The sequence below is a fragment of the Leptothrix mechoopdaensis (SeqCode) genome (assembly GCF_053893855.1).
This window is the reverse complement of sequence record NZ_CM132699.1, coordinates 4,404,287-4,417,909: the sequence shown is the minus strand read 5'-3', so window position 1 is coordinate 4,417,909 and position 13,623 is coordinate 4,404,287. Positions and strand designations below refer to the sequence as shown.

At 66.2% G+C, this 13,623-nt stretch carries 21 protein-coding genes; 5 read left to right on the top strand and 16 right to left on the bottom strand.

Annotated features, from left to right (window positions below; genetic code table 11):
* Positions 1-50: 50 nt before the first annotated feature.
* The 5 genes from ACWA7K_RS19300 (at position 51) to ACWA7K_RS19280 (ending at position 4,980) form a co-directional block, all read left to right on the top strand.
* Positions 51-2,147 (top strand): sensor histidine kinase, encoded by a 2,097-nt coding sequence (locus ACWA7K_RS19300; protein WP_456163355.1) that lies wholly within the window; start codon positions 51-53, stop codon positions 2,145-2,147.
* Positions 2,144-2,797 (top strand): response regulator transcription factor, encoded by a 654-nt coding sequence (locus ACWA7K_RS19295; RefSeq protein ID WP_456163353.1) that lies wholly within the window; start codon positions 2,144-2,146, stop codon positions 2,795-2,797. The genes ACWA7K_RS19300 and ACWA7K_RS19295 overlap by 4 nt, the downstream gene beginning before the upstream one ends.
* Positions 2,798-2,879: 82 nt before the next feature.
* A complete protein-coding gene (thiL, locus tag ACWA7K_RS19290) occupies positions 2,880-3,881 on the top strand; it encodes a thiamine-phosphate kinase (RefSeq protein WP_456163351.1) in 1,002 nt (333 codons plus the stop codon).
* Positions 3,882-3,967: 86 nt separating this feature from the next.
* Positions 3,968-4,459, top strand: coding sequence for a phosphatidylglycerophosphatase A family protein (locus ACWA7K_RS19285; protein ID WP_456168875.1), 492 nt, complete (start codon positions 3,968-3,970; stop codon positions 4,457-4,459).
* Positions 4,456-4,980, top strand: coding sequence for a CinA family protein (locus tag ACWA7K_RS19280; RefSeq protein WP_456163349.1), 525 nt, complete (start codon positions 4,456-4,458; stop codon positions 4,978-4,980). The genes ACWA7K_RS19285 and ACWA7K_RS19280 overlap by 4 nt, the downstream gene beginning before the upstream one ends.
* 60 nt (positions 4,981-5,040) lie before the next feature.
* Here the strand turns inward: ACWA7K_RS19280 and rplQ are convergent, their stop codons facing one another.
* The 16 genes from rplQ to rplE all read right to left on the bottom strand — a co-directional run bounded on the left by rplQ (position 5,041) and on the right by rplE (position 13,613).
* Positions 5,041-5,433, bottom strand: a complete 393-nt coding sequence (gene rplQ / locus ACWA7K_RS19275) for a 50S ribosomal protein L17 (RefSeq protein ID WP_456163347.1) — start codon at positions 5,431-5,433, stop codon at positions 5,041-5,043.
* Positions 5,434-5,526: 93 nt separating this feature from the next.
* A complete protein-coding gene (locus tag ACWA7K_RS19270) occupies positions 5,527-6,516 on the bottom strand; it encodes a DNA-directed RNA polymerase subunit alpha (RefSeq protein ID WP_305750199.1) in 990 nt (329 codons plus the stop codon).
* A gap of 160 nt (positions 6,517-6,676) precedes the next feature.
* Positions 6,677-7,300: a 30S ribosomal protein S4 gene (gene rpsD / locus ACWA7K_RS19265; protein ID WP_456163345.1), complete on the bottom strand. Its 624-nt coding sequence runs from the start codon at positions 7,298-7,300 to the stop codon at positions 6,677-6,679.
* A 304-nt stretch (positions 7,301-7,604) separates the two neighbouring features.
* Entirely contained in the window at positions 7,605-8,009 is a 405-nt protein-coding gene (rpsK, locus tag ACWA7K_RS19260) for a 30S ribosomal protein S11 (RefSeq protein WP_012348925.1), read from the bottom strand.
* Positions 8,010-8,038: 29 nt separating this feature from the next.
* The gene (gene rpsM, locus ACWA7K_RS19255; RefSeq protein ID WP_130481958.1) at positions 8,039-8,404 is read right to left on the bottom strand and encodes a 30S ribosomal protein S13; all 366 of its coding nucleotides are present in this window, start codon (positions 8,402-8,404) and stop codon (positions 8,039-8,041) included.
* 34 nt (positions 8,405-8,438) lie between these two features.
* The gene (gene rpmJ, locus ACWA7K_RS19250) at positions 8,439-8,552 is read right to left on the bottom strand and encodes a 50S ribosomal protein L36 (RefSeq protein WP_012348927.1); all 114 of its coding nucleotides are present in this window, start codon (positions 8,550-8,552) and stop codon (positions 8,439-8,441) included.
* A 57-nt stretch (positions 8,553-8,609) separates the two neighbouring features.
* The gene (gene infA, locus ACWA7K_RS19245; protein WP_007869286.1) at positions 8,610-8,828 is read right to left on the bottom strand and encodes a translation initiation factor IF-1; all 219 of its coding nucleotides are present in this window, start codon (positions 8,826-8,828) and stop codon (positions 8,610-8,612) included.
* Between the two features lie 15 nt (positions 8,829-8,843).
* Positions 8,844-10,154 (bottom strand): preprotein translocase subunit SecY, encoded by a 1,311-nt coding sequence (secY, locus tag ACWA7K_RS19240; protein ID WP_456163340.1) that lies wholly within the window; start codon positions 10,152-10,154, stop codon positions 8,844-8,846.
* 31 nt (positions 10,155-10,185) lie between these two features.
* Positions 10,186-10,620, bottom strand: coding sequence for a 50S ribosomal protein L15 (rplO, locus tag ACWA7K_RS19235; RefSeq protein WP_456163338.1), 435 nt, complete (start codon positions 10,618-10,620; stop codon positions 10,186-10,188).
* A 28-nt stretch (positions 10,621-10,648) separates the two neighbouring features.
* A complete protein-coding gene (gene rpmD, locus ACWA7K_RS19230) occupies positions 10,649-10,831 on the bottom strand; it encodes a 50S ribosomal protein L30 (protein WP_456163336.1) in 183 nt (60 codons plus the stop codon).
* A gap of 16 nt (positions 10,832-10,847) precedes the next feature.
* Positions 10,848-11,366: a 30S ribosomal protein S5 gene (gene rpsE / locus ACWA7K_RS19225; protein ID WP_456163334.1), complete on the bottom strand. Its 519-nt coding sequence runs from the start codon at positions 11,364-11,366 to the stop codon at positions 10,848-10,850.
* 30 nt (positions 11,367-11,396) lie between these two features.
* Positions 11,397-11,759 (bottom strand): 50S ribosomal protein L18, encoded by a 363-nt coding sequence (rplR, locus tag ACWA7K_RS19220; RefSeq protein WP_456163332.1) that lies wholly within the window; start codon positions 11,757-11,759, stop codon positions 11,397-11,399.
* Between the two features lie 11 nt (positions 11,760-11,770).
* Positions 11,771-12,304, bottom strand: a complete 534-nt coding sequence (gene rplF / locus ACWA7K_RS19215; protein ID WP_456163330.1) for a 50S ribosomal protein L6 — start codon at positions 12,302-12,304, stop codon at positions 11,771-11,773.
* Between the two features lie 15 nt (positions 12,305-12,319).
* Complete coding sequence (gene rpsH, locus ACWA7K_RS19210; RefSeq protein WP_456163328.1) at positions 12,320-12,715, bottom strand: 30S ribosomal protein S8; 396 nt, start codon at positions 12,713-12,715, stop codon at positions 12,320-12,322.
* Between the two features lie 32 nt (positions 12,716-12,747).
* Positions 12,748-13,053, bottom strand: coding sequence for a 30S ribosomal protein S14 (rpsN, locus tag ACWA7K_RS19205; RefSeq protein WP_456163326.1), 306 nt, complete (start codon positions 13,051-13,053; stop codon positions 12,748-12,750).
* A gap of 8 nt (positions 13,054-13,061) precedes the next feature.
* On the bottom strand, positions 13,062-13,613 hold the full coding sequence (gene rplE, locus ACWA7K_RS19200) for a 50S ribosomal protein L5 (RefSeq protein WP_456163324.1): 552 nt from the start codon (positions 13,611-13,613) through the stop codon (positions 13,062-13,064).
* Between the last annotated feature and the right edge of the window lie 10 nt (positions 13,614-13,623).

The window sequence follows — 13,623 nt, the reverse complement described above, 5'->3', positions numbered from 1 at the left end:
TGCGAGGAACTGCTTAGCGAGGGCCCGCAAGGCGCCCGGATACTGCCGCGATGCTGGATCGATTCACGCCCGTCTCGCGCGCCTTCGGGCGCCGCAGCCGCTGGCTGGCGGGGAACACCCGCCGGGCCGGGATCTGGCTGGCGCTCGGGCTGCTGCTGCTGGCGGTCGAGTCCAGCCTGCTGTGGCTGACCTGGCAGAACGAACGCAACCGCCTGCAGGACGCCACCGAACAGGCGACCGCCCGAGCCGCCGTCGAGGTGCGCCGCCACCTGGCCGACGCCAGCGGCGCGCTGCAGCAGCTGCTGTGGTCGCCACTGACCGAGCAGCGTTTCCACGCCGAGGCGATCGAGGCCTTGCGGCGGCGCCCCGAGCTGTCGCGCATCGAGTGGCGCAATGCCCGCTTCGAGCTGCAGGCCCAGGTGCAGTCGGCGCTGCGCAGCGGCGCCGCCGGCCCGCTGCCGCGCGAGGCGCTCAAGTCCGATGCAGAGGCCGCCTGCCTGACCGCACAGCGCTTCGGCATCCCCGTCTACTCGCGCAGCTACTTCGTGCCGCAGCAGGGCGGCCTGGGCGGCGAGGTGGTGGACCTCTGCGTGCCGCAGATCATCGAGGGCGAGGTGCGCGGCGCGCTGGTCGCCACGATGGTCCTGTCGGCGCTGCTCGAACAGGCCGTGCCGGCCGAACTGATGCGCAACCACGAGGTCATGCTGGTCGAAGGCGACGGCACACGGCTCGCCCGTGCCGGATCACAGCGCGGTCTGGGCGCCTTCCGGGCCGAACGGCTGGTCGACCTCGACAACTTCACCGCGCTGCTGCGGCTGGACAGCACCGCGACACGGCCGTCGCTGCTGTCGCATGTCGGCTCCTCGCTCGTGCTGGCCCTGTCGGCCGCCTTGTGCCTGGTGATCGGGCTGCTCGCGCACGACGTGCGCCGCCGTGCCGCTGCCGAACGCGAGCTGGCCGACGCGCTGTCGTTCCGGCAGGCGATGGAGAACGCGCTCGTGACCGGCCTGCGCGCGCGCACGCTCGACGGCGCCATCACCTACGTCAACCCGGCCTTCTGCCAGATGGTCGGCTGGTCCGAGGAGGATCTGCTCGGCGCCGACGAGCCGCCCTACTGGCCGCCCGAGCTGCGCGAGACCTACCGCCGCCGCCACGCCGAACGCCAGGCCGGCGACGCACCACCGCGCGAGGGTCACGAAACCGTGTTCATGCGCCGCAACGGCGAACGTTTCCCGGTCCTGATCTTCGAGGCCCCGCTGCTCGACAGCCGCGGCCGGCGCGGCGGCTGGATGAGCTCGGTGCTGGACCTGACCGCCCAGCGCCGGGCCGAGGACCTGTCGCGCCAGCAGCAGGAGAAGCTGCAGGCGACGGCCCGGCTGGCGACGATGGGCGAGATGGCCACGCTGCTGAGCCACGAGCTGAACCAGCCGCTCGCCGCGATCGCCAGCTATGCCCACGGCTCACTGAACATGCTGCCCGAAGGCGACCACGACACGCCCGCCGACGCCCAGACGCAACGCCTGATCCGGCAGGCGTTGGCCCGCGTCGCCGAGCAGGCCGACCGCGCCGGCCGGGTCATCCGCAGCGTCCACCAATTCGTGCGGCGGCGCGAGCGCCTGCGCGAGAACGTGCGCGCCCACGAGCCGATCGAGGCCGTGCTGCCATTGGTGCGCCTGGCCGCCCGGCGCTGTCATGCCCAGGTCATCGTCGACGTCGACCAGCCACCGCCGCGGGTCAGCTGTGACCGCACGATGGTCGAGCAGGTGCTGCTGAACCTGGCTCGCAACGGGCTGCAGGCGATGGAAGCCGATGCCTCCAGCGTCGAGCGCGTGCTGACGCTGGGTGCGTCGGCCGTCGACGATCGCTGGGTCGCCTTCCGCGTCGAGGACACCGGTCCGGGGATACCGGACGAGATCGCGCAGCAGCTGTTCACGCCGTTCTTCACCACCAAGGCCGAGGGCATGGGCATCGGCCTGTCGATGTGCCGGACCGTCGTCGAGCAGCATGGCGGTCGGCTGGACTTCGGCCCGGCACCCTCGCGTCACGACGGTTCGACCGGTCGCGGCACGGTCTTCCGCTTCACCTTGCCGGCGGCCGATGCGGTGTTCAATCCGCCGGCACGCCCCACGCCAGGAGCAACGTCATGATTCCGAACACCCCGGCCCCCGGCGTCGCCGGCACCGTCTTCATCGTCGACGACGAGGAGGTCGTGCGCGACGCGCTCGCCTGGTTGCTGCGCAGCCGGCGGCTGTTGCCGCGCGGCTTCGAGAATGCCGATGCCTTCGAGGCGGCCGTCGAGGCCGGCGACGTGCGCGTCGATGATCCGTCCTGCCTGCTGCTGGACATCCGCATGCCCGGCATGAACGGCATGGCGTTGTTCGAACGCCTGATCGAGCGCGGCTGGATCCAGGCCATGCCGGTGATCTTCCTGACCGGCCATGCCGACGTCGGTACCGCCGTGTCGGCGGTGAAGCGCGGTGCGTTCGACTTCGTCGAGAAGCCGTTCTCGGACAACGCGCTGGTCGACCGCGTCATCGAGGCACTGCAAGGCAGCGCCGCGAACCTGGCGGCCCGTCTGGCCGTGCGCAGCGTCGAACGCGACATCGCCGAGCTGACCGAACGCGAGCGCGAGGTGATGCGCCTGATCGTCGAAGGTCGGCCGAACAAGCTGATCGCCGATGCGCTGGACATCAGCGTGCGCACCGTGGAGGTCCACCGCTCGCGCGTGTTCGACAAGATGGGCGTGAAGTCGGCGGTCGAACTGGCCAACCTGCTGCGTGAGCACGGGCTGGGCTGAAGCGTCATCAGCGCCCGGGAGCGGTTGGGGCGCTGCCGATAATCGGCGCTTTCCTGCAGACGCGGCCTCGCCGCGACACGCGATGCCTTCCGGTGAATTCGACCTGATCCGACGCCATTTCGACCGGCCAGTGCGACGCCAGCCGCTGGGCGTCGGCGACGACTGCGCGCTGCTCGCGCCCGAGCCTGGGCAGCAGCTCGCGGTCTCGACCGACCTGCTGGTGGAAGGCCGGCATTTTCTGTCGACCGTCGCCCCGCAGGCGCTCGGCCACAAGGCGCTGGCAGTCAACCTGTCGGACCTGGCGGCCTGCGGCGCCGAACCGATGGCCTACACGCTGTCATTGGCGCTGCCCCGCGCCGACGAGGCCTGGTTGTCTTCCTTCGCCAGCGGACTGCACGCGCTGGCCGATGCGCATGCGATCGAACTGGTCGGCGGCGACACGACGGCCGGCCCGCTGACGATCGGCATCACGGTGATCGGTCAGGTGCCGCCGGGTCAGGCGCTGTTGCGCAGCGGCGCACGGGCCGGCGACGAGGTCTGGGTCAGCGGCTGGCCGGGCCGCGCCCGTCTGTGGCTGGAGGCCGTGCGCGGCACGCTGCGACTGGATGGCGCCTCGTTCGAGGCCGGACGGCTGGCGATGGAATACCCGCAGCCGCGCGTCAGCCTGGGTCTGGCGCTGCGCGGAGTCGCGAGCAGCGCGATCGACCTGTCGGACGGACTGCTGGGCGACCTCGCTCATGTGCTGGACCGATCCGGCCAGGCCGCCGGTGTCGGCCATGCTCTCGGCGCCGAGATCGACGTGCCCCGGCTGCCGCGGCACCCCGCCTTGTCGGGCCTGCCAGAAGACGTGGTGCTGTCCTGCCTGCTGGCCGGCGGCGACGACTACGAACTGCTGTTCACCGCGCCGCCCGCACGACAGGCCGCCGTGCTCGATGCCGCGCGCCGCGCCGATGTCGCCGTGCATCGGATCGGCCACATCACCGAAACCCCGGGCGTCCGGGTGCTGGACGGCGCGGGCCGCGAGTTGTCCGGACGCTGGTCAGGCTACGACCACTTCGCCGCCGTCGACGGAGCCTCGACTTGAACGCGCCCCATCCCGATCGACGTGACCCGGACGTCATCGACGTCGAGCCGCGAGTTCCGCTGCGTCCGCAGGTGGACGGGCGCTTCATGCTGTCGCACCCCGCGCACCTGATCGCACTCGGCTTCGGCAGCGGCCTGGCGCCCCGGGCACCGGGCACCTTCGGCACGCTCTGGGCCTGGGTCACGTGGCTGGTGCTCGGCACCTTGCTCGCGCCGTCCGACTGGGGCTGGGTGATCGGCCTGTCCTTGCCGGTCGGCTGGTGGGCCTGCACGGTCACGGCACGGGCAGCCGGCATCGCCGATCCGGGCTTCATCGTCTGGGACGAGGTGGTCGCCTTCTGGTTGATCCTGTGGGTGATCGCGCCGGCCGAACCCTGGATGCAACTGCTCGCCTTCGGCGTCTTCCGCTACTTCGACGCGGCCAAGCCCGGTCCGGTGCGCTGGGCCGACCAGGTGTTCAAGGGCGGCGGCTGGCGCGGCGGTTTCGGCATCCTCTTCGATGACCTCGTCGCCGCCGGCTGCAGCCTGCTGGTGCTCGCGGTGGTGGAGCGCCTGCTGGGCGCCTGGGGAGTGGCATGAACGGACACGAGCCGCCAGCGTCGCGCGACATCGACGTCACCGACGAGGCGCTGTTGTCACTGGCTCAGGCGTTGAGCCAGTCGCTGTTGGCACGTGGCTGGATGCTGGCGACGGCCGAGAGTTGCACCGGCGGGCTGATCGCCGCGACCTGCACGGAGCTGTCCGGCTCCAGCGTCTGGTTCGAGCGGGGCTTCGTGACCTACAGCAATGCCGCCAAGTCAGAGCTGATCGGTGTCGCGCCGGAACTGATCGCCACGCACGGCGCCGTCAGCGCGGCCGTCGCCGCCGCGATGGCGCGCGGCGCCCGGGCGCACAGCAGCGCACAGGTCGCGCTGGCCGTCACCGGCGTCGCAGGGCCGACGGGTGGTTCGGCCGCCAAGCCGGTCGGCACGGTCTGGTTCGGCTGGTCACTGCCGGATCGGGACCACGTCGAGGTGCAGCGCTTCGAGGGTGATCGAAGGGCCGTGCGGCGCCAGACCGTGCGCCATGCGCTGGCCTGGCTGGTCGACGCGCTGGCCTGATCGGCCATGAAAAAGGGCCGGCAGTGCCGGCCCTTTCGGGGTCATCGCGTGTCGAGGCGCTTATTCAGCGGCGGTCGGCACTTCAGCGGTGGTGTCCGCGCGGTCGACCAGTTCGACGAACGCCATCGGCGCGTTGTCACCGACGCGGAAGCCCATCTTCAGGATACGGGTGTAGCCGCCCGGACGCGCCTTGAAGCGCGGGCCGAGGACGTCGAACAGCTTGACGACGCTGTCGCGGTTGCGCAGGCGGTCGAATGCCAGACGGCGGTTGGCCACGGTCGGCTCCTTGGCCAGCGTGATCAGCGGCTCGACGACGCGACGCAGTTCCTTGGCCTTGGGGACGGTGGTCTTGATGGCCTCGTGCTCGATGAGCGAGTTGGCCATGTTGCGCAGCATCGCCTGACGGTGGGCGGAGGTGCGATTGAGTTTGCGGAGGCCGTTGCCGTGACGCATGGTGCTTTCCTTTCCTTATGAATACCGGCGGCCGGATCAGGTACCGCCGGGTGCACCGGAGGGCGGTCGTTGCCGCCACTCCACTTTAAAAAATCAACGCTTGTCGAGACCCTGGGGCGGCCAGTTCTCGAGACGGGCACCAAGGGTGAGGCCACGCGAGGCCAGCACTTCCTTGATCTCGTTGAGCGACTTGCGACCCAGGTTCGGGGTCTTCAGCAGCTCGGTCTCGGTCCGCTGGATCAGGTCGCCGATGTAGTAGATGTTCTCGGCCTTCAGGCAGTTCGCCGAACGGACCGTCAGCTCGAGCTCGTCGACCGGACGCAGCAGGATCGGGTCGAAGTGCTGCGCGCGCGGCTGCGGCGAATCGATGATCGAGGCGATGTCGCCCGGATCGATCTGCGTGAACACCACCAGCTGCTCGACCAGGATCTTGGCCGAGGCGCGGATGGCCTCTTCCGGCGAGATCGAACCGTTGGTCTCGATCTCCATCACCAGCTTGTCGAGGTCGGTGCGCTGCTCGACGCGGGCGTTCTCGACCGCGTAGCTCACGCGCTTGACCGGCGAGAACGAGGCATCCAGAACGATGCGGCCGATCGACTTGGTCGGCTCGTCCGCATAGCGGCGCATGCTGCCGGGCACGTAGCCACGGCCCTTTTCGACCTTGATCTGCATGTCGAGCTTGCCGCCCTGGGCCAGGTGAGCGATCACGTGGTCCGGGTTGATGATCTCGACGTCATGCGGCGTCTGGATGTCGCTGGCCTTGACCGGACCTTCGCCTTCCTTGCGCAGGACCAGCGTCACTTCGTCGCGGTTGTGCAGACGGAACACCACGCCCTTGAGGTTGAGCATGATGTGGACCACGTCTTCCTGCACGCCGTCGACGGTGGAGTACTCGTGCAGCACGCCGGCGATCGTCACTTCGGTCGGCGCGTAGCCGACCATCGACGACAGCAGCACGCGGCGAAGCGCGTTGCCCAGCGTGTGCCCGTAGCCACGCTCGAACGGCTCCAGCGTCACCTTGGCACGGTGACCGCCGAGCGGGTCGACGTTGATGGCTTTGGGCTTCAGCAGATTGGTTTGCATCGAAAGTTCCTGTCAATACCCTCGGCTCGTTACACCGATAAGGCTGCGGGACCGACCGCGGATCCGGACCAGGCCAGGCCCGCGGCAAAGGCAGAACGGCGAAGCGGCCCGGCTGGCAAGACGTCGATGCCGACGTCCGGCCAGGGGCCGCATCGACCGATCAGCGCGAATACAGTTCGACGATCAGCGATTCGTTGATGTCGGCGCCGAACTCGTCGCGGTCGGGAGTCTTCTTGAAGACACCTTCCATCTTGCTGATGTCGACCGAGACCCAGCCCGGCAGGCCGATCGAGTCGGCGAGCTTGAGCGCATCGGCGATGCGCAGCTGCTTGCGGGCCTTCTCGCGGACGGCGACCACGTCACCGGCCTTGACCAGGTAGGACGGGATGTTCACGACTTCGCCGTTCACCGTCACCGACTTGTGCGACACCAGCTGACGCGCTTCAGCGCGGGTCGAGCCGAAGCCCATGCGGTAGACGACGTTGTCCAGGCGCGATTCCAGGATCATCAGCAGGTTCGCGCCGGTGTTGCCCTTGCGGCGCTCGGCTTCAGCGAAGTAGCGGCGGAACTGGCGCTCGAGGACGCCGTACATGCGCTTGACCTTCTGCTTTTCGCGCAGTTGCAGACCGAAGTCCGAGGTGCGCGAACCCGAAGTGCGGCCGTGCTGGCCGGGCTTCGATTCGAACTTCGCCTTGTCGCTGATCGAGCGGCGGGCGCTCTTCAGGAACAGGTCGGTGCCTTCACGGCGGGAAAGTTTGGCCTTCGGGCCGAGGTAACGTGCCACAGTGTTGTCCTTGAGTCTGTGCTGACGCGGCCCCGGACGAAGCGGGCGCCGCGCGAGTCGGGCTCAACGCACGGAATCTCGCGACCAGCGCGACGTGCGAGGCAGCCCGACAGTGGGCTTATCAACGAGGCGACTCCGACTGACGGGAGGATCCCGCCGCCGCACATCCTCCGGCAGGGAGATGCACGCCTCAATGGAAAATCCGGCGACGCACCTGGGCATCGCCGGACAGCCGGAAATTATAGACCGAGCAGGCAGCGGTTGGCTGCGGGTCGGGTCGAACGACCCGACCGGGCACGCATCCTCAGATGCGGCGACGCTTCTGCGGACGGCAGCCGTTGTGCGGCACGGGCGTCACGTCGGAGATCGACGCGATGCGGATGCCGAGCGAGGCCAGCGCGCGAACCGACGACTCGCGACCCGGGCCAGGGCCCTTGATCTTGACGTCGAGGTTCTTGATGCCTTGTTCCTGAGCAGCACGACCAGCGACTTCGGCAGCGACCTGCGCAGCGAACGGGGTCGACTTGCGCGAGCCCTTGAAGCCCTGACCACCACTCGAAGCCCACGACAGCGCATTGCCCTGACGGTCGGTGATCGTGATGATCGTGTTGTTGAAGGACGCGTGCACGTGCGCGACGCCGTCGGCAATGTTCTTGCGAACCTTCTTGCTGACGCGACGGGCTGCGTTGTTGACGGGTGCTTTAGCCATGAATCATGTTCTCCGGGGCGACGCCTCGATTATTTCTTCAGCGCCTGCGGGCCCTTCTTCGGACCCTTTCGGGTGCGGGAGTTGGTGCGCGTGCGCTGGCCGCGGACCGGCAGACCACGACGATGGCGGAAGCCGCGATAGCAGCCCAGGTCCATCAGTCGCTTGATGTTGATCGAGATCTCGCGGCGCAGGTCACCTTCAATGGTCAGGCGGCCGACTTCGTCGCGGATCTTCTCGAGATCGGCGTCGGTCAGATCCTTGACCTTCTTGTTGAAGGGGATGCTGCAAGCCTCACAGATCTTCTGAGCCGTGGTGCGGCCCACGCCGTAGATCGACGTCAGGCCGATCTCGGTGTGCTTGTGAGGCGGAATGTTGATACCAGCAATACGTGCCATGTGCGTCCTCTATTCGGTGACAGCCCAGGAAGGCTCAGCCCTGGCGCTGCTTGTGGCGCGGGTCGGTGCAAATGACACGGACCACACCCTTGCGGCGGATGATCTTGCAGTTGCGGCAGATCTTCTTGACGGATGCGGAGACTTTCATGGTCTTCTCCTTGATCGGCTTAGGCGCTTTTGTCTTCCGGGACTCTACGGCTATCGCTCACTTCGCCCGGAAAACGATGCGAGCACGGGAAAGGTCGTACGGCGTCAGTTCCACTGTCACCTTGTCGCCAGGCAGGATGCGGATGTAGTGCATGCGCATCTTCCCGGAGATATGGCCGAGCACCACGTGCCCGTTTTCCAGCTTGACCCTGAACGTCGCGTTCGGGAGGTTTTCAACAACCTCGCCTTGCATCTGGATGACGTCGTCCTTGGACATCGCACACCCTGAACATCATCCAGCCTTGAAGCTCGCCTTCTTGAGCAAAGCTTCGTACTGCTGTGACATCACATAGGACTGCACTTGGGCCCAGAAGTCCATCGTCACGACCACGATGATCAGCAGCGACGTGCCACCGAAATAGAACGGGACGTTGTACTTCAAGACCAGAAACTCGGGCAGCAGACACACCAAGGTGATGTAGACCGCCCCACCCAGCGTCAGACGCGCCAGGATCTTGTCGATGTGTCGGGCGGTCTGGTCACCCGGACGAATGCCCGGAATGAACGCACCGCTCTTCTTCAGGTTCTCTGCTGTCTCACGGCTGTTGAACACCAGCGCCGTGTAGAAGAAGCAGAAGAACACGATCATGGCCGCGTACAGCAGGACATAGATCGGCTGTCCAGGCGACAGGGCTGCAGAGATGTCCTTCAGCCACGTCAGCTTGTCACCGGTCGCGAACCAGCCGACGACCGTTGCCGGCAGCAGGATGATCGACGACGCGAAGATTGGCGGGATCACGCCTGACATGTTGATCTTCAGCGGCAGGTGCGACGACTGGCCGCCATAGACCTTGTTTCCGACCTGGCGCTTAGCGTAGTTCACCAGGATCTTGCGCTGGCCGCGCTCCACGAACACGACCGCGTAGGTCACGCCGACCACCAGCAGGACAATGAACAGCGCGACGATGATGCTCATCGACCCGGTGTTGACCAGATTCAGCAGCCCGCCGATTGCGTTGGGCAGACCCGCCGCGATGCCGGCGAAGATCAGGATCGAGATGCCGTTGCCGAGACCGCGTTCGGTGATCTGCTCACCCAACCACATCAGGAACATCGTGCCGGCCGTCAGACTCGCCATCGCACCGATCCGGAACATCGGACCCGGGTTGATCACCAGGCCAGCAGACCCTTCCAGTGCGAGCGCGATGCCCAGCGACTGGAAGATCGCCAGACCCAGCGTGCCGTAGCGCGTGTACTGCGTGATCTTGCGACGACCCGCCTCGCCTTCCTTCTTCAACGCCTCCAGCGTCGGCACCACGTAGCCCATCAGCTGCATGATGATCGATGCAGAGATGTACGGCATGATGCCGAGCGCGAAGACGGTGAAGCGGGACAGCGCGCCACCCGAGAACATGTTGAACAGGTTCAGGATGCCGCCCTGCTGACCCTTGAACAGCTGGGCCAGTTGATCAGGGTTGATGCCCGGAACCGGGATATGCGCCCCGATCCGGTACACCACCAGCGCCAGCAGAAGAAAGACGAGCCGGCGACGAAGGTCGCCGAACTTGCCGCTCTTGGCCAGTTGATTCGCGTTGGTTGCCACGGAGTACCTGTGCTAGCCAGCGTTCGGACGCTCAGTCGACCAGCGAGCCGCCAGCGGCTTCGATGACCGCCTTGGCGCCAGCCGTCGCACCGATGCCCTTGAGCACGACCTTGCGGGTCAGCTCGCCGGACTTCACGACCTTGACGTTGCGCACCAGCTCGCCGACCAGGCCAGCTGCCTTGAGCATCAGCACGTCGACTTCGTCGACGCCCAGTGCACTCAGTTCGCTGAGATTGATCTCGGCATTGAACTTCAGCAGGTGCGACTTGAAGCCACGCTTGGGCAGGCGACGCTGCAGCGGCATCTGGCCGCCTTCGAAGCCGACCTTGTGATAGCCACCCGCACGCGACTTCTGGCCCTTGTGACCGCGACCGGCCGTCTTGCCCAGGCCGGAGCCGATGCCACGACCCACGCGACGCTTCGAGTGCTTCGCACCCGCGTTCGGCTTGATCGAATTCAGTTCCATGTCATTCTTCCTTGATGACGCGCGCCGCTCAGAGCACGCGCACCAGGTAGGCGATCTTGTTGATCATGCCGCGCACGGCCGGCGTGTCCTGCAGTTCGGACACGCTGTTCAGCTTGCGCAGGCCCAGGCCACGAACAGTGGCGCGGTGCGATTCCTTGGTGCCGATCGGGCTGCGAACCAGCTGCACCTTGAGGGTCTTTTGTTCAGCCATGATGGGCTCCCGACGCTCAGTTGAAGATCTGTTCGATGGACAGACCACGCTTGGCAGCGACTTCGGAAGCCGTGGTCATGCGCGACAGGGCGTCGAACGTGGCGCGAACCATGTTGTACGGGTTCGACGAACCGAGGCTCTTCGCCACGATGTCGGTGATGCCCATGACTTCGAAGATCGCGCGCATCGGGCCGCCGGCGATGATGCCGGTACCGGCCGGCGCGGGCGCCAGCAGGACCTTGGCAGCGCCATGCTCGCCGGTCGCGTTGTGCGGCACGGTGCCGTTGCGCAGCGGGACCTTGACGAGGTTGCGACGCGCCTGCTCCATCGCCTTGGTCACGGACACCGGCACTTCACGCGCCTTGCCCTTGCCCATGCCGACGCGGCCGTCGCCGTCGCCGACGACGGTCAGTGCTGCGAACGCCATGATCCGGCCGCCCTTGACCACCTTGGTCACGCGGTTGACCTGGATCATCTTCTCGCGCATCCCATCGTCGCGACCTTCGTCAGCCACCTTGGGTTGAAACTTAGCCATTTGATGTTCCTTGATTTGCCGACGCGCGGATCAGAACTGCAGACCCGCTTCGCGGGCAGCTTCGGCCAGGGCCTTGACGCGGCCGTGGTACGCGAAGCCCGAGCGATCGAAGGCGACCTTCTCGACGCCCGCGGCCTTGGCACGTTCCGCGATGCGCTTGCCGATCAGCTGGGCCGCATTCACGTTCCCGCCCTTGCCAGCACCGAGTTCGGTCCGGACGTCTTTCTCGGCCGTCGAGGCCGAGGCCAGCACCTTGCCGCCGTCGGCGGAAATCACGCTGGCGTAGATGTGCAGGTTGCTGCGGAAGACGGTCAGACGCTCCACGCCCTGCAGTGCAATGCGGGCGCGGGTCTGACGGGAGCGACGCAGCCGCTGTTCCTTCTTGTTCAACATGGTGCGGCTCCTTACTTCTTCTTGGTCTCTTTGAGCGTGACCTTCTCATCCGAATAACGGATGCCCTTGCCCTTGTAAGGCTCGGGGGGACGGAAGGCGCGCACCTCGGCGGCGATCTGACCGACGACCTGGCGGTCGGCACCCTTGATCAGGATCTCGGTCTGCGTCGGGCACTCGACCTTGATGCCGGCCGGCATGTCCTTGACGACAGGATGCGAGTAACCGATCTGCAGGTTGAGCTTCTGACCTTGGGCTTGGGCACGGAAACCCACGCCGACCAGGTTCAGCTTGCGCTCGAAACCCTTGCTGACGCCGGTGACCATGTTGGCGACCAGCGCCCGCACGGTGCCCGACATCGCATTCGCCTCGGCCGACTCATTGGTCGGCGAGAACGTCAGCTTGCCAGCATCATTCTTCACTTCGACCAGGCCGTGCGCGGGGCGCACCAGGGTGCCCAGGGCACCCTTCACACTGATCTGCTCGGGGGTGATCGACACGTCCACGCCCTGCGGGACGGCGATCGGCATCTTTCCAACGCGGGACATCTGCTGCTCCTGTCCTTAAGCGACGTAGCAGAGCACTTCGCCGCCGATACCGGCAGCGCGCGCCTTGCGGTCGGTCATCACGCCTTGCGGGGTGGTGACGATGGCCACACCAAGACCGTTCATGACCTGGGGGATGTCATGGCGGCCCTTGTAGATGCGCAGGCCAGGACGGCTGACGCGCTCGATGCGTTCGATCACCGGACGACCGGCGTAGTACTTCAACGCGATTTGCAGCTCGGCCTTGCCGCCGTCTGCCTTGACGGCGAACCCGTCGATGTAACCCTCGTCCTTCAAGACTTGCGCGATGGCAGCCTTGAGCTTGGACGACGGCATCACAACGCTGGCCTTCTCGACCATCTGGGCGTTGCGGATGCGGGTCAGCATGTCCGCGATCGGATCACTCATGCTCATGGAATCACTCCTGTTCGTGCCCTGGGGCCGATTTACCAGCTCGCCTTGACGACACCGGGGATGTCGCCACGGAAGGCCAGTTCACGAATCTTGGTGCGGCCCAGTCCGAACTTGCGGAAGGTGCCACGCGGACGACCGGTGATCTCGCAGCGGCTGCGCAGACGCGTGGGGTTCGCGTTGCGGGGCAGCTTCTGGAGCGCCAGACGAGCCAGGTAACGCTCGTCTTCCGACTTGCCCTGGTCGTCGATGATCGCCTTCAGTTCCGCATACTTCTTGGCGTACTTGGCGACCAGCTTCTCGCGCTTTTCTTCACGCTGGATCAAAGACAGTTTTGCCACCGTGCACCTCAGTTCTTGAACGGGAAGCGGAAGGCCGACAGCAGCGCCTTGCACTCGTCATCGGTCTTGGCCGTCGTCGTGATGCTGATGTTCAGACCACGCAGAGCATCCACCTTGTCGTACTCGATTTCGGGGAAGATGATCTGTTCCTTGACGCCGATGTTGTAGTTGCCACGACCATCGAACGAACGACCCGAGATACCGCGGAAGTCACGAACGCGCGGCAGCGCGATGGTGACGAAACGGTCCAGGAATTCGAACATGCGGGCGCCACGCAGCGTGACCATGCAGCCGATCGGCACGTTCTCGCGGATCTTGAAACCCGCGATGGCCTTGCGCGACTTGGTGACGACGGGCTTCTGGCCGGCGATCTTCGTCAGGTCGCCGACGGCGTGGTCCATGACCTTCTTGTCCGACACGGCTTCCGAGACACCCATGTTCAGGGTGATCTTCTGGAAACGCGGCACTTCCATCACCGACTTGTAGCCGAACTTCTCGACCAGCGACGGCACGACGGTGTCGTTGTAGAAGGCTTGCAGGCGAGCTTGTTGTTGAGCCATTTCAGGTTCC